The sequence below is a fragment of the Streptomyces fuscichromogenes genome (genome assembly GCF_014645815.1).
Classification (GTDB): Bacteria; Actinomycetota; Actinomycetes; order Streptomycetales; family Streptomycetaceae; genus Streptomyces; species Streptomyces fuscichromogenes.
Map to the genome: position 1 here is coordinate 154,004 of NZ_BMML01000017.1, position 21,544 is coordinate 175,547.

A 21,544-nucleotide genomic window follows, 5' to 3' on the forward strand; every position below is an offset into this window, starting at 1 on the left:
GGCGGGTGATCCTACTATGCAGGCGCCTCCGGTGGCCGCCGTGGCGCCGGCGACCGCTACGGCGCGGGCGGCGTGAACACTTCGTGCAGGCCTCATGGGCGCCTCGTGACGGCCGCGGCTGCGGGCCGTGCCCGAACAAGGAGTTCCGGATTCGCCGCCGCGCAGTCCGGCTCGCATCCGTGTTCCGGTATCCCCAACCACCCCGCGGCACACCGCCGTTGCAGATCGCAACGACGATTTCGGTGAGGTCAAGGAGTCCGGGCGTGCCTTGAGGGGCTTATGTGCGGCTGATACGGTGCGATCGCTTGACACTCACCCCGCGGCCGAGTATTTGGCCGGGTCGGGGTGATTCGTGTGGAGTGTCCGCTTCTGCTGTGCCGGTGGGTATCGCACAGGCGTTGACGGGTTTTCAGAGTTCTTGACAGAGACTGTCTTGGGTGTAACGGGGAGCGGTTGCGTGAAGATCCAGGAGCGTACGGGGGCGGGCGCCGGTCGTTCCGCCGGCCCGGCTCAGCCTTCGGTCGGTGACCGGCTTCCCACCGCGCCGCGCGAGCGCAAGCCCGCGCTCGCCGCACTCGCGGTCCTGCTGATCCTGCTCGGTGCGCTCGGCGCCACCATGCTGGTGCTCCAGGCCGGCGACCGGATCGAGGTCATCAAGGTGACCGCCGACATCCCGGCCGGCGAGTCCGTCACCAGCAGCAACGTGACCTCCGTACTGGTCGCCGCCGACGACGGCATCAACTACGTCAAGTGGTCCCAGCTGGACTCCCTGAAGACCTACAAGGCCAGGTCCACCATCTACAAGGGCACGGTCGTCATCGGCGAGATGTTCGCCAAGGGCGGCAGCAGCCTCCCGGACGGCAAGGCCTCCGTCGGCGTCGCCCTCAAGGAGGGCCAGTACCCGGCGGACATCAAGCCCGGTGACGTCGTCGCCGTCTACAACGTGGGTACGAGCAGCAACTCCGGTTCCGGCAGCACCGGTTCGACCTCCGCCTCCGCCGGCGGACTCATCGTCGGCAACGCCAAGGTCGACACCGAGTCCGACGACAGCGACGCCACCGTGAACACCGGCAACCTCTCGCTCACGCTGCTCGTCGACCAGGGCGACGCCGCCGCCGTGGCGAAGGCCGCGTCCGCCGGCGCGGTCGCCATCGTGCACGTATCCGGCAACGGCAACTAGAAGGCGGCCCCACCCCATGGCGCTCATCGCAATCGCCGCCGACAAGGGTTCCCCCGGCGTCACCACCGCGGCCGTCGCGCTGGCCGCGGTCTGGCCGCGCCGGGTCCTGCTCGCCGAGGCCGACCCGGCCGGCGGCGACCTGGTCTACCGCAGTGCCGCCGCGCACGGCGGACCCCTCAACCCCAACACCGGCATGCTGTCCATAGCCGCCACGGCGAGACGAGGGCTCGTACCGGATCAACTCTGGGATCACGTACAGCCGTTGAGCGGCGGGCTCGAAGTGCTCGTCGGGCTCGGGGTCGCCGAGCACGCCGCCGGACTCGCCGGGCTGTGGCCCACCCTCGGGCACACCTTCGCCGCCCTCGCCGACTCCCCGAACGCGCCCGCCGACGTCATCGCCGACTGCGGCCGGATCAGCGGCGACACCCCGGCCGTCGAGCTCTTCCCGCACGCCGCGCTCGTGCTGCTCGTCGCGCGCACCGAACCCGAGGCCATCGCCCGCGTCCGGGACCGCGCGGCCGTGCTCGCGCAGAAGCTGCACGGCGGCCCGCGCGGCGCCGCCGCCCTCGCCACCCCGCTGATCGGCGTCGTCCTGATCGCCGACCCGGCCGGCTCCGGCAAGCTGGTCAACCAGGTCAACGACATGCTCGTCCACGCCCAGACCGGCGCCCGGGTGGTCGGCACCATCGCCGACGACCCGGCCGGCGCCGACCAGTTGGCCGGCCGCAAGCGCGGGCGCCTCGACAAGTCCCTGCTCATCCGCTCGGCCCGCAAGGTCACCGCCGACCTCCACCAGCAGTACGGCGCCGCCTGGGCCGTACCGACGCAGGCGCCCCATGCGGGGGCCGGCCGATGACCGCTGTCGACCACCAGTTGGTCAAGCGGTTCCGGCAGGACGCCGGCGACCGGATCGCCGAGCAGCGCCGCCAGGACCAGGCGTCCGGCGTGACGCCGATGTCCACCGAGGACGAACGGCAGTACGCCCGCGCGGTCATAGCCCAGATCCTGGAGGAGTACGCCCGCGCGGAGATCAACGCCGGACGCACCCCGCTGGACGCGGAGACCGAGGAGCAGTACGCGGCCGCCGTGCACGCCGCGCTGTTCGGGGTCGGGCGGCTCCAGCCGCTGCTCGACGACCCGGACGTCGAGAACATCGACATCAACGGGTGCGACCAGGTCTTCGTCGGCTACAGCGACGGCCGGGAGGCCGTCGGGGAGCCCGTCGCGGAGACCGACGAGGAACTCGTCGAGCTGATCCAGGTGCTCGGCGCGTACTCCGGTCTGTCGTCCCGTCCCTTCGACTCGGCCAACCCGCAGCTCGACCTGCGGCTGCCCGACGGTTCCCGGCTCTCCGCGGTCATGGACGTCACCCGGCGGCCCGCGCTGTCCATCCGCCGCGCCCGCATGGGCAAGGTCTTCATCTCCGACCTGGTCGGCAACGGCACGCTGACCCCCGAGGTCGCGCACTTCATGGCCTGCGCGGTCCGGGCTCGCAAGAACATCATGATCGCGGGGGCCACCAACGCGGGCAAGACGACCCTGTTGCGCGCCCTCGCCAATGAAATCCCGCCGCACGAACGGCTCATCACCGTCGAGCGCGCGCTGGAGCTCGGGCTCGACACCTTCCACGACCTGCACCCGAACGTCGTCGCGTTCGAGGAGCGGCTGCCCAACTCCGAGGGCCAGGGCACCATTTCGATGGCCGAACTGGTCCGCCGGTCGCTGCGTATGAACCCGTCCCGGGTCATCGTCGGCGAGGTCCTCGGCGACGAGATCGTCACCATGCTCAACGCCATGTCCCAGGGCAACGACGGTTCGCTCTCCACCATCCACGCGAACAGCTCCAGCGAAGTCTTCAACCGCATCTCGACCTACGCGCTCCAGGCCTCCGAGCGGCTGCCCATCGAGGCCAGCCAGATGCTGATCGCGGGCGCGGTGAACTTCGTCGTCTTCATCCAGCGGCGCAACAACTACCAGACCGGCGGCCGCCTCCAGCGCATGGTCACCTCGGTCCGTGAGGTCAACGGCGTGGACGGCCGGGTGCTGTCCAGCGAGGTGTTCGCGGAGGCCCCCGACGGCCGGATCGTCCCGCACGCGCCCATAGCCTGCCTGGAGGACCTGATGGCCTACGGCTACCAGCCGCACGGGGCGTGGGGGTGACGTGACATGAACCTCGACCCTCTCGCCTCCCTGGGCTCCATGGGCGGCCTCTTCTCCGCCTCCGTCCTCTACGCCCTCGGCTGCGGAGTCGCCGTCGGCGGCGGCCTCGCGCTGCTGGTCGTGGCCGTCCGCGGGCTGCCCGCCAAGCCCGACCACGAGAAGCAGAAGGCCGCCGAACGGGCCTCCGAACTCCTCCGGTTCGCCGGCCGGCGCGGCTCGCTGGCCGCCATCGTCGGGCTCGCCGTGCTGCTGCTGACCCGCTGGACGGTGGCCGGCATCGCCGCCGGCGTGCTGGTCTTCTTCTGGGACAAGCTGTTCGGCGGCGCCGCCGAGGAGCGGGCCGCGATGAAGCGCGTGGAGGCGCTCGCCTCCTGGACCGAGTCGCTGCGCGACACCATCGCCGGCGCGGTCGGCCTGGAACAGGCGATTCCGGCTTCGGCCCGCGCCGCCGCCCCCATCCTCCGGCCTCATCTCGACGCGCTCGTCGACCGGTTGCGCGCCCGCACCCCGCTGCCCGACGCGCTCCAGCACCTCGCCGACGAGATCGACGACGCGTCCGCCGACATCATCGTGGCGGCCCTCATCCTCAACGCCCGGCTGCGCGGCCCCGGTCTGCGCCAGGTGCTCGGCGCGCTCGCCAAGTCGGCGCGCGAGGAGGTCGACATGCGCCAGCGCGTGATGGCCCAACGGGCGTCCACCCGGCGCTCGGTGCAGATCGTCGTCGCCGTGTCGGTCGCGTTCGTGCTCGGCCTCGCCGTCTTCAACCGCGACTTCGTGTCGCCGTACGGCACCGCCGTCGGCCAGCTGGTCCTCGCCCTGGTCTGCGGGCTGTTCGCGCTCGGCTTCTGGTGGCTGCGCAAGCTGTCCACCATCGAGACCCCGGAACGGTTCCTGGTCCGCGACCAGTCCTCCGTGCAGTTCGTACGACCGCCCCGCACCGCGCCCGGCCAGCCCGGACAGTCAGGCCAGCCCGGTCAGCCCGGTCAGCAGACGCTGCCCACCGAGGAAGGGGTACGCCGATGAACCTCACGATGCCGATCGTCGTCGGCGTGATCCTGGGGCTGGGCGTCTACGCCCTGATCCGCGCCCTGATGCCGGCCAGGCGCAGCGCGATCGCACAGGTCGCCCGGATCGACGCGATGCGGGCGCGCGGCGCGGCCTACGAGTCCGTGCGGCAGACCAAGGACACCGGCCGGTTCGGCTCGCTGCGCGCCGAAGTCGGCGAGCGGGTCGCCGAGTTCTACCGGCAGCAGGGCTGGGAACAGCGCTCGCTCCGGGCCGACCTCGCCGTGCTCGACCGCGGCTGGGAGAAGTTCCTGGCGACCAAGGTGCTGCTCGCGGCCGCCGGCATGCTCTTCGGGCCGTTCCTGTTCGCCGTCGTCTACACGATGGGCTTCGGCCACAGCCCGGTCGTGCCGGTCTGGCTGGCCCTGGCCTGCTCGGCCCTGTTCTTCTTCCTGCCCGACCTGGAGGTACGACGGGACGCGGCCGAGAAGCGCCGGGACCTCAGGCGGGTCATCGGGGCGTACCTCGACCTGGTGTCGATGAGCCTCGCCGGCGGCCGTGGCCTGCCCGAGGCGCTGATGGCGGCCGCGGAGGTCTCCGACGGCTGGGCCAACCAGCGCATCCGCAACGCCCTCGCCGACGCCCGGATCACCGGCGTCAGCCAGTGGCAGGCGCTGGGCGCGCTCGGTGAGGAACTCGGCGTCGAGGAGCTCAAGGACCTCTCCGCCTCCCTCGCCCTGGTCGCGGACGACGGCGCCAAGGTCCGCGAGTCCCTCGCCTCCCGCGCCGAGACCATGCGCCACCGCGAACTCGCCGAGATCGAGGGCAGCGCGGGCGAGAAGTCCCAGTCGATGCTCGTCGCCCAGCTGCTGCTGTGCGCCGGCTTCCTGGTTTTCCTGATCTTCCCGGCGGCGATGCGGGTGTTCCAGGTGTGAGCGGATGCGACCTGACGCGAGCTGACGTGAGCTGAATCGTGAACCTTCGCCAACTGCTGTTTCGAGAGGACAAGTCATCATGAACACACGGAACTTCAGCACCGGGATCCCGGCGGTGGACTTCCTCGTCACCTTCCTCCAGGGCCGGGTGCAGCGCGCCCGCTCCGGCGAACTCGACCGCGGCGCCTCCGCGGTCGAATGGGTCATCATCTCCGCGGTCGTGGTGGCGATCGTCGGTGTGGTGGCCGCCATCATCAACGCCGCGCTGAGCGACGGCGCCAAGAAGGTCGGCGACTGCATCAAGGGCGCCAACGCGAGCGGGACCTGCTGAGCGGACGTGCGACGACGGGGGCGACGGGGGCGACGGGGATGTCTGTGTGCGTGAGCAGGGGGGTGCGCGGCTGGGTGCGCCGCCGGGCCGCGGCCGCGCGCGGCGACTCGGGGATGACCGCGATCGAGTTCGTGTTCCTCACCCCCGTCCTCTTCTTCATGATCTTCGCGACGGTGCAGTTCGCGCTGTACTTCTTCGCCGACCACGTGGCCCAGGCGGCGGCCCAGGCCGGTGCCCGCAAGGCCCGTGCCACCGCCGACGCGGAACCGGGCGCCTGGCGCGGCGAGGCCCAGGACGTGGTCGACTCCTACATCAGCCAACTCGGGCCGCAGCTGGTCCTGTCGCCCGACGTGAAGATGCTCCAGCCGGAACAGACCACGGTCGGCGTCGAGATCACGGCCCGTATCCCGACGGTGTTCCCGGGCCTCGACCTGACGGTGCACGCACGGTCGGCGGGACCGGTGGAGCGGTTCGTGAAGGATGAGAACTAGATGCCGTCCGTGCAGGAAAGAGCCGGAGCCCGGTACGACGACCGGGGTCTGTCCACCGTCGAGGTCGTCATCCTCGCCCCGGTGATGATCCTGTTCATCCTCGTCCTGGTCGCCTTCGGCCAACTCGTGGACGGGCGGGGCGCGCTGGACGGCGCGGCGCGCGACGCGGCCCGTGCCGGCTCCATCCAGAAGGACCACGCCACGGCCATGTCCGAGGCCCGCAAGGCGGCCGAGGCGGACCTGTCCGACGTCTGCTCGGGGCCGGTCTCCGTCGTCCAGACCAGCGCGGGCTTCGAGTCCGGCACCATCTTCTCGGTCGAGGTGAGCTGCGAGGTGCGGGGCCTGGCCATGCTGGGCCTGGACATCCCGACCACCCTGTCCTCGACGTTCTCCTCGCCCCTCGACCCGTTCCGGAGGGCGGCATGATCCTCGCGGTGCTGCGCACCTGGTGGACCGCCCGCCGGCTCCGTCTCGACGACCGGGGCTCCGGCGCCGGTGCGGTCATCATCTTCGCCCTGGTCTTCCTCACCCTGTCCGCGTTCGTCATCGACGGCGGCCTGTCCATCTCCAAGCGCGAACGGGCCGCCGACATCGCGGAACAGGCGGCCCGTTACGCCGCCCAGGACATCGACAAGGAGAAGCTGTACGAGAACCAGGGCGCGGCGCCGATCAACTTCCAGGACTGCGACGCCCGGGTGAAGACCTTCGCCCGCGAGATGAACATGTCCACCGCCGACGTCGCGGGCACGCACTGTGTCACCGCCGACGCCCAACAGGTCCAGGTCGAGGTCCAGTTGACGTACGAGCCGGTGTTCACGGGCATGTTCTACGGCGGCGCGATCGTGGTGCACGGCGAGGCGACGGCCGAGAACGAGGTCGGCTAGGCGCTCCGCCGGAAGTGCCGCGCTGTGCCGTCTGCCGTCTGCCGTCTGCCGTCTGCCGTCTGCCTTCTGCCTTCTGCCTTCTGCCCTCTGTCGTCCGCGGCGCCGTCGTGGCTGGTCGCGCAGTTCCCCGCGCCCCTGAAGGGGCGCTGGACCCGCTCAGGCGTCGGGGGCGGTCCGGCCCCCGTCTCCGTGGGTACGACCGTGGCCGTGGCCGTGGCCGTGGCCGTGCCGGGGTGGGCAGTCGTCGTCGGGCGGTGTGACCGGATCCGGGTCGGACGGCGCCGGGGCGGGGTCCGTGACGGGCGGCGGGTCCACGGGAGTCGGGTCCACGGGGTCCGACGGCTCCACCGGGGGATCGCTGGGCTGCGTCGGTTCGGTCGGCTGAACCGGGGGAGTGGGGTCCGGGTCCGTGGGCGTGGTGGGTGGCGTCGGATCCGTGGTCACCGGCGGAGTGCCGCCCCCGGTCCGGTCGCCGCCGCCGTCGTCATCGCCGCCGCCGCTCGACGTCGGCGGCTGCGTCGTGGCCTCGGACGGGGACGCGGCCGCCGTCGTACCGGCGTCACCCGTGCCCCGCGGCCGTACCGTCTCCGTCTCCGGCCGTCCGCCGCCCTGCCGGGGCGTCGCCGTCGGCCCGGTGGCGGGTGCGTCCTGCGGGACCGTCGGCTGTACGGCCACCGGGACCTGGGTCACCGGCGCGTCGGCGACCGGTGTCCGCTGGGCGGGGACGGACCGGCCCGGACCGAGTATCAGCACCAGCACCAGCGCCGCCGCGCCGGCCGCCATCGCCCCCGCCGCGACCGCCAGCGGCACCTTCGTACCGCCGACACCGGTGGCCTGTCGTACGCCGTGCAGGAATCCGCTCGCGCCCCCGCCCGCGTGACCGCCCGCCGAGGCCCCGGCGGCGGTCAGGGTCAGCAGGAACCGGCCGGCCGTACCGCCCACCGCGAACACCAGCAGGGCCGGGCCGACGAGGGCGGGGAGCCGGTCGTTGGCGCTCATCAGGGCGGCGAGCCGGGCCCGGCAGTCCTCGCAGGCGTCCACATGGCCGAGCAGCCGGTCGGACTGACGTTCCGTCGCCGCGCCGCGCACGTACGCGGGCATCCGGCTCCAGTGCACCTGGCAGGCGGGGTCGTCCGGGGCTCCGGTCTGGGTGCGCAGGAAGGCCTGCCGCATCCCCTCCCGGGCGCGGTGCAACAGGACGGCGGTGGCACCCTCCTTGGTGCCCAGCTGCGGCCCGATCTGCGCCAGCGGCTGGCCCTCCGCCTCGGCCAGCCAGAGGGCCTTGACCCAGCGTTCGGGCAGCTGGGCCAGTACCCGCACGAGCAGATCGACGGAGGACACGTGCTCGGCGGGGTCGTCGCCGTGGTGGCCGGGCTCGGCCTGCTCGTCGTCGTGGGGGTCGCGGGGCATCTCGCGCGCGGTGCTGCTCGCCGCGTACGCGAGGTGCCGGACGGTCGTCGTCAGGTACGCCGAGACGTTGTCGATCTCGTGCCCCTCGGCCAGCCGTCGCCAGACCCTGAAGTGCGCCTCGGCGACGAGGTCTTCGGCGACCCAGGCGTTCCGGGTGAGGGAGCGCGCGTACGCGACGAGACGCGGCTGCTGTTCCTCGTAGATCCGGGCGTAGGCGGTGCTGCTGATCACTGCAGAGGAACCGTCGTGCATGGCGGAACGCTCCAGTTGCCGGCGCGGGGGCGGGAGAAGGTTTGTCAGAGTAGATGACGAAACTTTCAAGCAAAGTTTCAAGCGCATGGGAAAGTGACACAAGTCACTCAAGTCGCTTGTGTTTCCCGCGTAATGAGCCGGGCGTCAGCCGCTCTCCCTTGTACGACGGCCCACCACCGCACCCCCGGAGACGACCCGTGCCCATCACGCTCGAACAGCCCACCGGCGCCCGCCTGCTCACCGCCGACGAACAGGAGGTGGCGGTCCCCGCGACGCTCCGCTACACCTCGGCCGACCCGCAGTCCGTGCACTTCGTCTTCCCGCCGTGGATCTCCCTGGACGGCGAGGAGGTCACCTGGTCCTTCGCGCGGGCTCTGCTGGAGAAGGGGCTGGCGGGTCCGGCCGCGCTCGGCAACGTACAGGTGCGGCCGTACGGCGACGCCCGCACGGTCGTCGAACTCCGGGCGGCGGAGGGGGTGGCGGCGATCAGCTTCCCGACCTCCGCCCTCTCCCGCTTCCTGCTGTCCTCGCTGCGGGTCGGCGGATGACGGATTGTGCGGGGCGCGTGGAGGGGGCGTGTGCGGATCGGGTGGTGATAACTCCGGCCAATGGGGGATGGGTTGGTGAAACCGGTTAATTCGGGCGGTCGTTCGTCGTTCCACCCCTTCGACGCTGTCGGTGCCAGTCAATAGGATCGTCAAGGGGACCTCGGCTGGCTCGGTGTGCCCCCGGCCCACTCCTTCCGCACACGACCCCGGGACACCCGCCATGGCGCGACGCAGCACATCAGGCTCGACGGGAGGACCGGCGGGGACCGGTCCCTCGGGTCCGCGGAACCGGACCCCGCAGCCGGTGCGGTTGCGTCGGCGCACGTTCGGGGACGTCCTCAAGGCGTTCCTCGCCTTCGTGGTGCTGCTCGTCCTCGTCGTCGGTGTCCCCGGCGCCCTCGCCGTGTCCGTCGGCTGGCCGCTGCCGCACAGCGCGCCCAAGATGGAATGGCTGTCGCAGCCGATCGGCGTCGACGTGTTCCTGAACACCCTGACCGTCGTCGTGTGGCTGGCCTGGGCCCAGTTCACGGCCTGCGTGCTGGTCGAGGTCAAGGCCGCCGTCTCCGGAGTCGGCCTGCCCGGCCGGGTTCCCGGGTCCGGTCCCAGCCAGCTGCTCGCCCGCCAGCTCGTCGCCGCACTGCTGCTCGTCGGCGCCACCGCCGCCAGCTTCACCCCGGGCCTCTCCCAGCTCGGCCACAGCCTGGAGGGCAACCAACGGGGCACGGTGGCCACCGCCCAGGCGACCCCCGGCATCCTCGTCCAGCAGCAGGAGCAGGCCAAGAGCACCGCCGCCGCCCTCGCCGAGCAGGCGAGCCATGCCGCCGCCCAGGCCGAACAGGGCTCCGCCACCACGCACGGCGCGACGAAGTACTACCGGATCCAGCCGCCCGAGGGCCGCCACCACGACTCCCTGTGGGAGATAGCGCAACGCCACCTCGGCGACGGCCGCCGGTACAAGGAGATCTACGAGCTCAACAAGGACCGCACCCAGCCCGACGGCTCCCGGCTCTCCGAGGCCAGCCTCATCCGGCCCGGCTGGATCATGGAGATGCCCGGCGACGCGCACGGCGGCGAACTCGTCGAGAACCCCGACGCGCACGTCTCCCCGGAGGTCCGGCAGCAGGTCGGCGACTACGCGAGGACCGGCGACCACGCCCAGCGGCGGGGCGGTGGACAGCACGCGGGCGAGGACGGCGCCACCGCGCAGATCACCGTGCCGAGCCGGCGCCCGGCCGGCGGCGACGACGCCGGCACCCCCGCAGCACATGCGACCCCCGCCCACGCCTCCTCGTCCACCTCCACCTCCACCTCCACCTCCACCTCCTCCTCTTCTTCCTCCTCCTTCGGTCTGTCCGAGGCCCTGCTCGGTGCGCCCCTGCTCGCCGCCGGTCTGCTCGCCGCCCTCGGCCGCCGGCGCCGGCAGACCCTGTGGCAGTCGGCGCTCGGAGCCGTCGGCGGCCACCGCGGTATGGAACCGCCGACCCCGACCGGCGACGCCCAGGACGTCCAGGACGCGCTGCTGGTCGGCGCCGACCCGGAGGGCGTACGACTGCTGGACCGGTCGCTCCGCGGCCTCGCCGCCGCCCTCACCGCCGAGTCCCGCTCGCTCCCCGTCGTCTACGCGGCCTGGCTCAGCCACGGCGACCTGCATCTGCAACTCGCCCAGCCGGCCGGGAAACCCCCGGCGCCCTGGACGCTCGGCCAGGACCAGACGTTCTGGACGCTGTCCCGCGCGGACGCCGAGCACTACGAGGACACCGACGCCGCGGCCCCGTACCCCGGTCTGGTCAGCCTCGGCACCATGGACGACTCGCGGCTGCTGCTCAACCTGGAGGCCGTCCCCGGCATCGTCTCGCTGAGCGGCCGGGAGGCCGACCGGGCGGCCGTGTTCGCCTCCGTGGCCGCCGAACTCGCCACCAACGGCTGGTCGGACCGGATGACCATCACCCTGGTCGGCTTCGGCGCGGACCTCACCCCGCTCGCCCCCAACCGGCTGCGCCATCTCGACGACGTGGAGGCGCTGTTCGAGACGATGGAGGCGGAGACCCGGCAGCGGCGCGGCGCGCTGGGCGCCGCCGACCACCAGTCGGTCCTCACCGGCCGGACCGGGCCCGCCCAGCACACCCGCTGGGCGCCGAACCTGGTCCTCCTCGCCACCCAGCCGTCCGCCGAGGACGCGCTGCGCCTGGCCGAACTCGCCGCGGATGCCGGCCGGCTGGGCATCGGCTACCTGGTCGGCAGCGAGAGCGACGACCTGCCCGGCGCCGCCTGGGCGATGGAGATCACCCCGGACGGCAGGCTCCTCGCCCCGCTCCTCGGCCTCGAACTCCAGGCCCAGCTGCTGCCCGCGGTCCAGCAGCGCGCGGTCGTCGAACTCTTCGTGGAGGCCGACCCCGAGCGCGACCCGGACGGGCCCACCACCACCCCGCCGTTCCTCGTCGACATCAGCGAACAGGGCCGTCCCGCGGTGTACGCGCGGCTCGTCGGACCGTACGAGATCATCGGCCTGGACACCCCCGACGGCGAGCGCAGCCCCCTCCTCCACGAGGCCCTCGCCCTTCTCCTCCTGCACCGCGAGGGCGTGCACCCGCGCGTGCTGTCGTCCGCGCTGTGGCCGCGGGGTGTGCCGGACGACGTCCGTGACGCCCTTCTGGAGCGGCTGCGCGGCTGGCTCGGCACCGACCCCGACGGCAGCGCCCGGCTGGGCGCCGACGCGGCCGGCCGTCTCACGCTCGCCAAGTCGGTGGTCTCCGACCTGGACGTCCTGCGCTCCCTCTACCACGAGGCCACCCAGGGCAGGGGAGTCGAGAGCCGGGCGGTCCGCGGCCGCCTCCTCACCGACGCGCTCGTCCTGGTGCGCGGTCCGCTGCTCGCCGACCGCGCGGAGGGCCGCTACCGCTGGCTCACCCACGAGATCATCGACGCCCAGCTGCCGCTCCTCGTCGCCGACATCGGCCTCGCGCTGTCCGCGTTCCACCTGGAGAAGGACCGTGCGGAGAAGGCGATCGAGGCGCTCGGCGCGGCCCTGAGGACCGCCCCGGCGGACGAGCGCCTCTGGAACGAGCTGCTGCGGGCCACGCACGCCACCGGCGACCCGGACCGGCTGCGCGCCCTCGCCGCCGACCTCGTCGCCCGCAGTGGCGCGCGCGGTCTGCCCCCGCGCACCGAGGCACTCCTCGACGAACTCCTGCCGACCTGGCGCGACAGCGCCGCCGCGACCGGATGACCGCCCTGGAGCTGGCCCTCCCGGCCGCCGCGGCCGTGTGGGGCGCGACGACCGGCGCCCTGCTGCCCCGCGCCGCGTACCGCTTCTCGGTCCCGGCGGGGGAGGACTGGCGGACGACCTGCCCCGTCGGTCACCCCGTCCAAGGCTGGCTGGGCCGCACCCCGTGCCACACCTGCGCGACCACCGCACCCCCCACCCACGAACCCGCGGCCGCCCCCACCGACGAACCTGCCCCCGCCGATGAACCCGCGGCCGCCGACGGCGTGGACGCCCCACAGGGGCCACCCGCACCCGACGACGAAAGCCGCACGGGTGGTGCGGGTGGGAACACCAAAACCGCAACCACCCACCCACCCGCACCCGCACCCGCACCCGCCCCCGGCCCCACCCCCGCCCCCCTCGCCCTCGCCACCGCACTGATCTGCGCAACCCTCGCCCTCACCACCGGCACCCGCCCCGAACTCGCCGTCTGGCTGCTCCTCACCCCCGTCGGCGTACTCCTCGCCGTCGTCGACTTCCGCGTCCAGCGCCTCCCCGACCCCCTCACCCTCCCCTTCGCCGCCACGGCCCTCGCCCTCCTCGGCGTGGCCGCCCTGCTCCCCGAGCACGCCGGCGACTGGCTCACCTCCCTCTACGCGGCCCTCGCCCTCGGCGCCGCCTACTTCGTCCTCTTCCTCGTCAACCCCGGCGGCATGGGCTTCGGCGACGTCAAGCTGGCCCTCGGCGTCGGCGCCGCCCTCGGCTGGTACGGCTGGCCCACCGTGCTGCTCGGCACCTTCGCCGGCTTCCTGCTCGGCGCCCTCTACGGCGGTGCGCTCGTCGCCGTACGGCGGGCCGGACGCAAGACGGCGATCGCGTTCGGGCCGTTCCTGATCGCGGGCGCGTTCGCCGGGCTGCTGGTGGGGGCGTACACGGCCTGAGGTCGGGCCGTCCGAAGCGCTGGCGTAGGCTGGTTCGGTCCGTCCACGAGCCATTACGAAAGGGACGCGCCCGGTGACCGAGAAGGCCGACCTTCAGTCCGTCCTCGACCGTGCCGCTGCCGGTGGGCGGATCACCCCGGAAGAGGCGCTGGACCTCTACCGCGACGCCCCGCTGCACGCGCTGGGCGCCGCCGCCGACGCCGTACGCCGCCGCAGGTACGCGGGTACCGAGCACATCGCGACGTACATCATCGAGCGGAACATCAACTACACGAACGTGTGCGTCACGGCGTGCAAGTTCTGCGCCTTCTACGCGGCCCCCAAGGACACCGCCAAGGGCTGGACCCGCGACCTCGACGACATCCTGCGCCGCTGCGCGGAGACGGTCGAGCTGGGCGGCACGCAGATCATGTTCCAGGGCGGCCACCACCCGGACTACGGCGTCGAGTACTACGAGAAGCACTTCAAGGCGATCAAGGACGCGTTCCCGCAGCTGGTGATCCACTCCCTGGGCGCCTCCGAGGTCGAGCACATGGCCCGGATCTCCGGCGTCTCCGTCGAGGAGGCCATCACCCGCATCCACGAGGCCGGTCTGGACTCCTTCGCCGGCGCCGGCGCGGAACTGCTCCCCGAGCGCCCCCGCAAGGCCATCGCGCCCCTCAAGGAGAGCGGCGAGCGCTGGCTGGAGATCATGGAGACCGCGCACAAGCTGGGCGTGGAGTCCACGTCCACGATGCTCATGGGCACCGGCGAGACCAACGCCGAGCGCATCGAGCACCTGCGCATGATCCGGGACGTCCAGGACCGTACGGGCGGCTTCCGCGCCTTCATCCCGTACACCTACCAGCCCGAGAACAACCACCTGAAGGGCCGTACCCAGGCCACGCTCTTCGAGTACCTGCGGATGATCGCCATCGCCCGCCTCTTCATGGACAACGTCGCCCACATCCAGGGCTCCTGGCTGACCACGGGCAAGGAGGTCGGCCAGCTCTCGCTGCACTACGGCGCGGACGACCTCGGCTCGATCATGCTGGAGGAGAACGTCGTCTCGTCGGCCGGCGCCAGGCACCGCTCCAACCGGCTGGAGATCATCGACCTGATCCGCAAGGCGGGCCGCGTCCCGGCGCAGCGCGCCACGACGTACGAGCACCTCGTCGTGCACGACGACCCGGCGAACGACCCGGTCGACGAGCGGGTGATGTCCCACATCTCCTCGACGGCGATCGAGGGCGGGACCGCCCACCCCGAGCTGAAGCTGCTCAGCGCCAACTGAGCCACGGGTGGAGACGATTCACACGGCGGACCGGGTCTTCGTCACCTGGGACGCCGAACCGGTCGAGAACGGCGCGGTGGCCGTCGTACAGGACCGGGTCGCGGCCGTGGGAGCGTACGAGGAGCTGCGCGAGCGCTTCCCGCGGGCGCGGGTCCGCACCTGGCCGGGTGGCGCCCTGGGCCCCGCCCGTGTCCACGAGGGCCCGCTGCCGGACGCGCCGAGCCCTCGGGAGCGGGTGCACGCGGTGCTGAAGCTGGGAGCGGCCGTGGTCATGGAGCGGTACGCCGACACGCCCGAACTGAGAGCGGCGGCGGACCGCAACGGCGTGGCGGTCGTTCCGGGCAAGCCCTCGAAGCCGGCGGTAGTGGAGTCCGCCTGGGCCGACCTGGCGGTGTTCGACGAGGCAGGGGAGTGCGTCGCCACGGTGTGCGCGGGCCGCCTGGTTCACCGGCGTAAGTAGTGAGCGCCCCTTCAGGGGCGCGAGGAACCGCGCGACCGGTCCCCACCGGTCCCCACCGGTCCCCACCGGCCGTCAGACGACGCTCAACCGGCGAACGCCTCCCCGAACGCTCCCGAACTCTGGCTCACCCCACTGCAGTTCGTGGCCGCGTCGTCATCCCCGGAACTTCCACTCTCGCACTGCACATCCCGGAACGTCGACCACATCGACACCCACGCGATCCCCTTCTCCTCCGCGAACGCCCGTACGTCCTTCGCGTCGGACAGCGAGAACGTCTCCCCGTCGACGTCGTTCACGCCGATCATCGAGGTCAGTGCCATCCCGCCCCACGCCCCCGCGTCGGACAGCCCGAACACCTTCTTCAGCTGGGTGTGCGTGGCCTTCGCCGAGGTGACCGCGTAGTCGCCCATGTCCCCGTCGTAGGACTCGCCGTAGTTCATGGTCATGATGTCGACCGTCGAGACCTGCACGTCGTACTTGTTCGCGGACTCCAGCAGCGCGAGGCTGTCGGAGTCGAGCCCCGAGGGCATCACGGGCAGCGTGAAGGAGACCTCCAGGTCCGGCCGTTCCTTCTGGAGCAGCGCGATCGCCTCCGACCGCAGGGCGACCGAGTCGGAGTCGGTCAGCGTGTCGCCCTCGATGTCGAAGTCGGCCTGCGCGGAGCCCGCGGCGTCCAGCGCGGCGCCGTACGCGGCGGCGAGCTTCGCCGCACTGGAGCACGTCGTCGCCAGCTCCTTCCCGGAGGCTCCGCCGAAGGACACCCGGACCGTCGCACCGTCCTCCTTCAGCTTGGAGATCCGCGACTTCACGGTCGAACTGCCGATCGCCTCCGTCCCGTTCCACGCCGGCGTGCAGCTGCTGCCACTGGCGATCACGAAGGCCAGGTTGTACGTCGACGGCGATCCGGCGTCGTCCGTGTCGGCGGCCTCCGTCGCGCTCACGTAGGGGGCGTAGGAGGTACTGGACGCGTCCGTGGCGTCCGAGCCGTCGGTCCCGTCGGTCCCGTCGGACTCGCTCGCCGACGCCTTCTTGGACGGTGCGGGCGCCGCGTCCGACGTGCCGTCGGAGCCCGTGGAGCACCCCGCGACTGCCATGGCAAACAGGCAGGTAAGCCCAGCAGCCGGCCTGAGGAAACTCCGCATTAAGATGCACCCGCTCTCGTGATTTGTGTCTCAGGCTCGAAACAAAGCCTGATTCCAAAGGAAAACGTCTCACACGTTCATTGTGTTCAACGGTTCGGTCAATACATAGAAACCTCATGGAACGAAGGGTGTGAAGCGCGCGAAAGGTGCGGCGCAAATAGGGTGTTGAGGTGGTTTACCCTCCCTGGCGGCTACCGCAGCTGTTCACAGAATCTCTCAGCGAAAAGACAGGTTAAGGGGTTTCTCATGGGCACTTCACAAGAACTGCGAAGACGATCACATAAAGACTCCCTAATATCCGTGGAATGCAATCCGAGCCTGCCATCGAAAGCCGCGCCGCCGGGCGCGGTAGCCGCCGCAAACAGGGCAACGGGTCTGCCGAGGGGCCCGTTTTCGTCGACTCCTCCGGACGCCGGTCCAAGGTGCTGCGGCGCATCGGCCTCCTCCTCGGCGTCGTCTGCCTCGCCTACACGGGAGTGCTCGGCGCCGCCTTCATGGGCTGGGGAACCTCGCTCACCCCGGACTCGCTGATCCCCGACTTCGCACGCGCCGGCAACGCCCCCGGCGGCGTGCGCCCGCAGGGCGGCATCGGCAGCCAGGTCGGCGTGCCCAGCGACCGCCCGTCGTCGCTGCCCTCGACCGCCGCCACCCCGTCCGCCTCCGCATCCGCCGCCGCCGACTGACCGGAAACGCAGGCCTCTCCCCATGACTACTCCGACGTCCTCACGCGGCCGCAGGCGCGCTCCCACCCGCATCGAGCGGGCGGCGGGCAGGGCCGCGGCGCTGCAGAAACCACGTGTCATCCTCGCCCTGCTGCTTCTGCTGGCGCTGACCTGCGTGATGCTGCTCGACGGCTATCTGCGCGCAGAGGTCGGCGGCGACCAGCGGGTCCGCACCGGCGCCAGCTCCAGCAAGGTGCCGGACAAGGTCCTCGACGGCGGCCCGATCCTGACCTTCCGGGGCGGCCGGGCGTCCACCGTCTCGGTCCCCTCCAAGACCATCGCCCTCACCTTCGACGACGGCCCGAACCCGACCTACACCCCGCAGGTCCTGAAGATCCTCGAGCAGTACGACGTGCCCGCCACGTTCTTCCTGGTCGGCTCGATGGTGTCGCGCTATCCGAGCATCGTGAAGACGATGGTCCAGCAGGGCAACGAGGTCGGCATCCACACGTTCACGCACGTGGACCTGTCGTACCAGAGCGACGCCCGGGTCAACCGCGAGATGCAGCAGACCCAGCTGGCGCTGGCGGGCGCGGCCGGCATCACCACGACCCTCTTCCGCGCGCCGTACTCCTCCGAGACCGACGCCATCGACAACTACAGCTGGCCGGTCTACAAGAAGCTCGGCGACGAGGGCTACACCAGCGTCTTCGTCGACACCGACAGCGACGACTGGAAGAAGCCGGGCGTCTCGAAGATCGTCAAGTGGGCCACCCCGAGCGGCACCAAGGGCGCCGCCGTCCTCTTCCACGACGCGGGCGGCGAGCGGTCGCAGACGATCAAGGCGCTGCCGCAGTACATCAAGAAGATGAAGGCGAAGGGCTACACCTTCACCACCGTCAGCGGCGTCATCGAGAAGCGGAACACCGCCACCCGACAGGCCGCCGCCGCGAGCACCACCTCGAACGGCCAGACCGGTAACAGCACCGGTACCAGCACCGGTACCAGCACTGGCACCGGCACGGGCACCGGCACCGGGCTCACTGAAGCCGGCGTGACCGGCACGGGGACCGGCACCGGCGGCACGGGCACCAACTCCGAGCCCGGCGGCACCGCCCCGAACGGCACCGTCCCCAACGGCGAAGGCGGCACCGCCGCCGGCGGCGGTACCGGCACCCGCACCCGCACCCGCACCACCGTCGTCTCCCGCCTCCAGGCCGCGCACCGCACGGCCACCGGTATGACCCTCTACGAGGGCAAGGCGCTCATCGTGGCGGTCGCGATAGCCGAGTGGGCCCTCCCGCTCCTCTCCGGCCTGCTGTTCGTCGTCGGCGTCGCGGTGATGGGCCGCTTCGGGATGATGCTGCTCATCGCCCGCCGCCACTACAGACAGCGCAACAAACGCCGCTTCAGCTGGGGGCCGACGGTCACCCGGCCGGTGAGCGTGATCGTCCCGGCGTACAACGAGAAGGAGTGCATCGCCAACACCCTGGAGTCGCTGGCGCGGAGCACCCACCCGATCGAGGTCATCGTCGTCGACGACGGCTCCACCGACGGCACCTCGGAGATCGCCCGCGCCGCCGCCGACAAGCTCGGCATGCCCAACGTCCGGGTCATCCGCCAGGAGAACGCGGGCAAGCCGGCCGCCCTCAACAACGGCGTGCGCAACGCCAGTTACGACATCGTGGTGATGATGGACGGTGACACGGTCTTCGAACCGGAGACGGTACGGCACCTCGTGCAGCCGTTCGCCGACCCCGGGGTCGGCGCGGTCGCCGGCAACGCCAAGGTCGGCAACCGCAACACGGTCATCGGTGCCTGGCAGCACATCGAGTACGTGATGGGCTTCAACCTGGACCGGCGCATGTACGACCTGCTGCGCTGCATGCCGACGATCCCCGGCGCGATCGGCGCCTTCCGCCGCGAGGCGGTCCTGGAGGTCGGCGGCATGAGCGAGGACACCCTCGCCGAGGACACCGACATCACCATCGCCATGCACCGGGCGGGCTGGCGGGTCGTCTACCAGGAGCACGCCAAGGCCTGGACGGAGGCGCCTGGTTCGCTGAAGCAGCTGTGGTCCCAGCGCTACCGCTGGTCCTACGGCACCATGCAGGCCCTGTGGAAGCACCGCAAGTCCCTGACGGACAAGGGCCCTTCGGGTCGCTTCGGCCGCGTCGGCATGCCGCTGGTGGTCCTCTTCCAGATCGTCACCCCGGTCTTCGCGCCCCTGATCGACGTCTTCACGGTCTACTCGATGATCTTCGTGGACTTCGAGGCGGCCCTGCTGGCCTGGCTCGCCGTCCTCGGCATCCAACTGACGTGCGCCGCCTACGCGTTCCGCCTGGACAAGGAGAAGTACCGCTACCTCGCGATGATGCCGCTGCAACAACTGGCCTACCGGCAGATGATGTACCTCGTCCTCATCCACTCCTGCATCACCGCCCTCACCGGCGGCCGCCTGCGCTGGCAGAAACTCAAGCGCACGGGCGAGGTCGGCACCCCGGCGGGGGTGAGCGGCTGATGAGCTGGGACCAGCAGAACCCGTACCAGCAGAACCCCTACCAGCAGGACTACAACGGCTACGACCACGGCCCCTACGCCGGCCAGCAGCAGTACGCCCAGCAGCCGTACCCGCAACAGCAGCAGTACACCGACTACGCCTACCCCCCGGCGCCGGACCAGACGGCTCCGATGCCGGTGGTGGAACCGGAACCGGCACCGCCACCGGCACCGGCGCTGGAACCGGCGCCGCAACCGGAGCCGCGACCGGCACCCGGCCCGACCGCTGTGGGCAGCCGTTCCGCGGGGCGGAACGGGCGGGCACAGCCCACGGCTCCGGGCACCGAAACAACGAACGCCCAGGAGTCCGACCCCGACCCGCAGCCCAGGAAACCCGCACGTGACCGTTACTTCGACACCCTTCGTGCGGTCGCCCTCATAAGGGTCGTCACCTACCACACCTTCGGCTGGGCCTGGTGCGGCATGGTGTTCCCCTCCATGGGCATCATGTTCGGCCTCGCCGGCACCCTCATGGCGAAGTCGCTGGAGCGTCCGGCGTTCAAGGTGGTCAAGAGCCGCCTGCGCCGTCTCCTGCCGCCCTTCTGGTTCTGGGGCTTCTTCGTCGTCCTGGCGATGCTGATCCACGACTGGATGCCCGGCTGGGAGATCGTCTACTGGATTGTGCCGCTCGGCGACCCGCCCGGCAACAGCTGGGGCATCCAGGCCTGGGAGATCCTCTGGTACCTGCGCACCTACCTCTGGTTCGTGCTCCTCTCCCCGGTCCTGCTGTGGATCTTCCGCAAGGCCCCGGTCCCGGTGCTCCTCCTCTCCCTCGTCCCGATCCTGGTCCTGAACTTCGTCTGGTCGGGCCCGGACAACCGCTTCGGCAGCGCCCTGTGGGACCTGTCGACGTACCTCTTCTGCTGGATCCTCGGCTTCGCGCACCGCGACGGCGTGCTCCAGCGGATGAAGCCGGCCCTGGTGGCCGTCGGCTCGCTCGCCGCGATCGGCTATGGCGGCTGGTACGCCTTCTCGCACCAGGCCGACTTCGGCACCTACGACCTGGACGAGAACCCCCTGGCACAGGCCTTCTGGTCGGCCGGCTTCGTGATGCTGCTGATGTGGGCGAAGGCCTACTTCAAGATCGACTTCGCCTGGCTGGCCCGGTACAAGAAGCTCGACCGGACGGTCACGATCTTCAACGCCCGCGCGGTGACGATCTACCTCTGGCACGAGATCGCCCTGGTCCTCGCGGTCCCGCTGATCGACCAGATGTGGAACGTGCCCGCGTTCGAGAAGTGGCTCCCCCTGGAGAGCCAGTGGTTCATGTTCGGCGTCGGCTGGATCCTGATCGCGGTGTTCATCGTGCTGTGCGGCTGGGTGGAGGACGTGGCCGCGAAGAAGAAGCCCAAGCTTCTCCCCTGAGGGCGTGCTGCAAGAATGGCGAGGTGACCCGCGCCTCCCTGAACAAGCAGCCGCACGAAGTCGCCTCGATGTTCGACGACGTGGCGGAACGGTACGACCTGACCAACGACGTGCTGTCGCTGGGCCAGGACCGGCAGTGGCGGAAGGAGGTCGCCAGGGCGGTCGACGCGCGCCCCGCCCAGAAGATCCTGGACCTGGCGGCCGGCACGGGCACCTCCTCCCAGCCGTTCGTCCGGGCCGGCGCCTACGTCGTGCCCTGCGACTTCTCCCTGGGCATGCTCCAGGTCGGCAAGCGGCGCAACGCCTGGATGCCCTTCACCGCGGGGGACGCCACCCGGCTGCCGTTCGGGGACGACACCTTCGACGCCGTGACGATCTCCTTCGGGCTGCGCAACGTCCAGGACACCGACGCGGCCCTGCGCGAGATGTACCGGGTGACGCGGCCCGGCGGCCGGGTCGTGATCTGCGAGTTCTCGCACCCGACCTGGGCGCCCTTCAGGACCGTCTACACCGAGTACCTGATGCGCGCGCTGCCGCCGGTGGCCCGCGCGGTCTCCTCCAATCCGGACGCCTACGTCTACCTCGCCGAGTCCATCCGCGCCTGGCCCGACCAGCCCGCCCTGGCCGGACGGCTGCGCGAGGCGGGCTGGTCGAAGGTGGCCTGGCGCAACCTCACCGGCGGGATCGTCGCCCTGCACCGGGGCTTCAAGGAGGCCTGAGTCCGGTCCCGGTCCCGGTCCT

General features: G+C 71.3%; 20 protein-coding genes. 18 read left to right on the plus strand and 2 right to left on the minus strand.

The features are described 5' to 3' along the window. The first annotated feature begins 457 nt into the window (after positions 1-457). The 9 genes from IEZ11_RS32190 to IEZ11_RS32230 all read left to right on the plus strand — a co-directional run bounded on the left by IEZ11_RS32190 (position 458) and on the right by IEZ11_RS32230 (position 6,986). Entirely contained in the window at positions 458-1,180 is a 723-nt protein-coding gene (locus IEZ11_RS32190) for a hypothetical protein (RefSeq protein ID WP_189266464.1), read from the plus strand. 16 nt (positions 1,181-1,196) lie between these two features. Continuing rightward, positions 1,197-2,036, plus strand: coding sequence for a hypothetical protein (locus IEZ11_RS32195; protein ID WP_189266465.1), 840 nt, complete (start codon positions 1,197-1,199; stop codon positions 2,034-2,036). Continuing rightward, entirely contained in the window at positions 2,033-3,340 is a 1,308-nt protein-coding gene (locus IEZ11_RS32200; protein WP_189266466.1) for a TadA family conjugal transfer-associated ATPase, read from the plus strand. The genes IEZ11_RS32195 and IEZ11_RS32200 overlap by 4 nt, the downstream gene beginning before the upstream one ends. A 39-nt stretch (positions 3,341-3,379) precedes the next feature. Then, positions 3,380-4,363, plus strand: coding sequence for a type II secretion system F family protein (locus IEZ11_RS32205; RefSeq protein WP_189266530.1), 984 nt, complete (start codon positions 3,380-3,382; stop codon positions 4,361-4,363). After that, positions 4,360-5,280: a type II secretion system F family protein gene (locus tag IEZ11_RS32210; RefSeq protein WP_189266467.1), complete on the plus strand. Its 921-nt coding sequence runs from the start codon at positions 4,360-4,362 to the stop codon at positions 5,278-5,280. The genes IEZ11_RS32205 and IEZ11_RS32210 overlap by 4 nt, the downstream gene beginning before the upstream one ends. 79 nt (positions 5,281-5,359) lie before the next feature. Further along, complete coding sequence (locus tag IEZ11_RS32215; RefSeq protein ID WP_189266468.1) at positions 5,360-5,611, plus strand: hypothetical protein; 252 nt, start codon at positions 5,360-5,362, stop codon at positions 5,609-5,611. 113 nt (positions 5,612-5,724) lie between these two features. Next, positions 5,725-6,102, plus strand: coding sequence for a TadE family protein (locus IEZ11_RS32220; RefSeq protein ID WP_373295006.1), 378 nt, complete (start codon positions 5,725-5,727; stop codon positions 6,100-6,102). Continuing rightward, the gene (locus IEZ11_RS32225; protein ID WP_189266470.1) at positions 6,103-6,528 is read left to right on the plus strand and encodes a TadE/TadG family type IV pilus assembly protein; all 426 of its coding nucleotides are present in this window, start codon (positions 6,103-6,105) and stop codon (positions 6,526-6,528) included. Next, positions 6,525-6,986: a TadE/TadG family type IV pilus assembly protein gene (locus IEZ11_RS32230; RefSeq protein WP_189266471.1), complete on the plus strand. Its 462-nt coding sequence runs from the start codon at positions 6,525-6,527 to the stop codon at positions 6,984-6,986. The genes IEZ11_RS32225 and IEZ11_RS32230 overlap by 4 nt, the downstream gene beginning before the upstream one ends. A 156-nt stretch (positions 6,987-7,142) precedes the next feature. On the opposite strand, the gene IEZ11_RS32235 is transcribed toward IEZ11_RS32230, so the two are convergent. Continuing rightward, complete coding sequence (locus IEZ11_RS32235; RefSeq protein ID WP_189266472.1) at positions 7,143-8,648, minus strand: sigma-70 family RNA polymerase sigma factor; 1,506 nt, start codon at positions 8,646-8,648, stop codon at positions 7,143-7,145. A gap of 197 nt (positions 8,649-8,845) precedes the next feature. Between IEZ11_RS32235 and IEZ11_RS32240 the strand changes: the two genes are divergently transcribed. The 5 genes from IEZ11_RS32240 to IEZ11_RS32260 all read left to right on the plus strand — a co-directional run bounded on the left by IEZ11_RS32240 (position 8,846) and on the right by IEZ11_RS32260 (position 15,075). Next, positions 8,846-9,196, plus strand: coding sequence for an SsgA family sporulation/cell division regulator (locus tag IEZ11_RS32240; protein ID WP_189266473.1), 351 nt, complete (start codon positions 8,846-8,848; stop codon positions 9,194-9,196). A gap of 220 nt (positions 9,197-9,416) precedes the next feature. Continuing rightward, complete coding sequence (locus tag IEZ11_RS32245) at positions 9,417-12,422, plus strand: bacterial transcriptional activator domain-containing protein (RefSeq protein ID WP_189266474.1); 3,006 nt, start codon at positions 9,417-9,419, stop codon at positions 12,420-12,422. Further along, positions 12,419-13,342, plus strand: a complete 924-nt coding sequence (locus IEZ11_RS32250; RefSeq protein WP_189266475.1) for a prepilin peptidase — start codon at positions 12,419-12,421, stop codon at positions 13,340-13,342. Before IEZ11_RS32245 ends, IEZ11_RS32250 begins: the two co-directional genes overlap by 4 nt. Positions 13,343-13,415: 73 nt before the next feature. Beyond that, positions 13,416-14,615 (plus strand): cyclic dehypoxanthinyl futalosine synthase, encoded by a 1,200-nt coding sequence (gene mqnC, locus IEZ11_RS32255; RefSeq protein WP_189266476.1) that lies wholly within the window; start codon positions 13,416-13,418, stop codon positions 14,613-14,615. Positions 14,616-14,622: 7 nt separating this feature from the next. Beyond that, a complete protein-coding gene (locus IEZ11_RS32260; protein WP_189266477.1) occupies positions 14,623-15,075 on the plus strand; it encodes an imidazolonepropionase-like domain-containing protein in 453 nt (150 codons plus the stop codon). A gap of 83 nt (positions 15,076-15,158) precedes the next feature. Here IEZ11_RS32260 and IEZ11_RS32265 read toward each other — a convergent pair whose 3' ends face one another. Then, positions 15,159-16,217: a chitinase gene (locus tag IEZ11_RS32265; RefSeq protein WP_189266478.1), complete on the minus strand. Its 1,059-nt coding sequence runs from the start codon at positions 16,215-16,217 to the stop codon at positions 15,159-15,161. 305 nt (positions 16,218-16,522) lie between these two features. Between IEZ11_RS32265 and IEZ11_RS32270 the strand changes: the two genes are divergently transcribed. Genes IEZ11_RS32270 through IEZ11_RS32285 form a run of 4 tightly spaced genes read left to right on the plus strand, consistent with a single transcriptional unit; the run spans position 16,523 to position 21,522 of the window. Continuing rightward, on the plus strand, positions 16,523-16,900 hold the full coding sequence (locus tag IEZ11_RS32270) for a hypothetical protein (RefSeq protein ID WP_189266479.1): 378 nt from the start codon (positions 16,523-16,525) through the stop codon (positions 16,898-16,900). Positions 16,901-16,922: 22 nt separating this feature from the next. Further along, the gene (locus IEZ11_RS32275) at positions 16,923-19,400 is read left to right on the plus strand and encodes a bifunctional polysaccharide deacetylase/glycosyltransferase family 2 protein (protein WP_189266480.1); all 2,478 of its coding nucleotides are present in this window, start codon (positions 16,923-16,925) and stop codon (positions 19,398-19,400) included. Then, entirely contained in the window at positions 19,400-20,803 is a 1,404-nt protein-coding gene (locus IEZ11_RS32280; RefSeq protein ID WP_189266481.1) for an acyltransferase family protein, read from the plus strand. The genes IEZ11_RS32275 and IEZ11_RS32280 overlap by 1 nt, the downstream gene beginning before the upstream one ends. A 23-nt stretch (positions 20,804-20,826) precedes the next feature. Then, entirely contained in the window at positions 20,827-21,522 is a 696-nt protein-coding gene (locus tag IEZ11_RS32285; RefSeq protein ID WP_189266482.1) for a demethylmenaquinone methyltransferase, read from the plus strand. Positions 21,523-21,544: the final 22 nt, after the last annotated feature.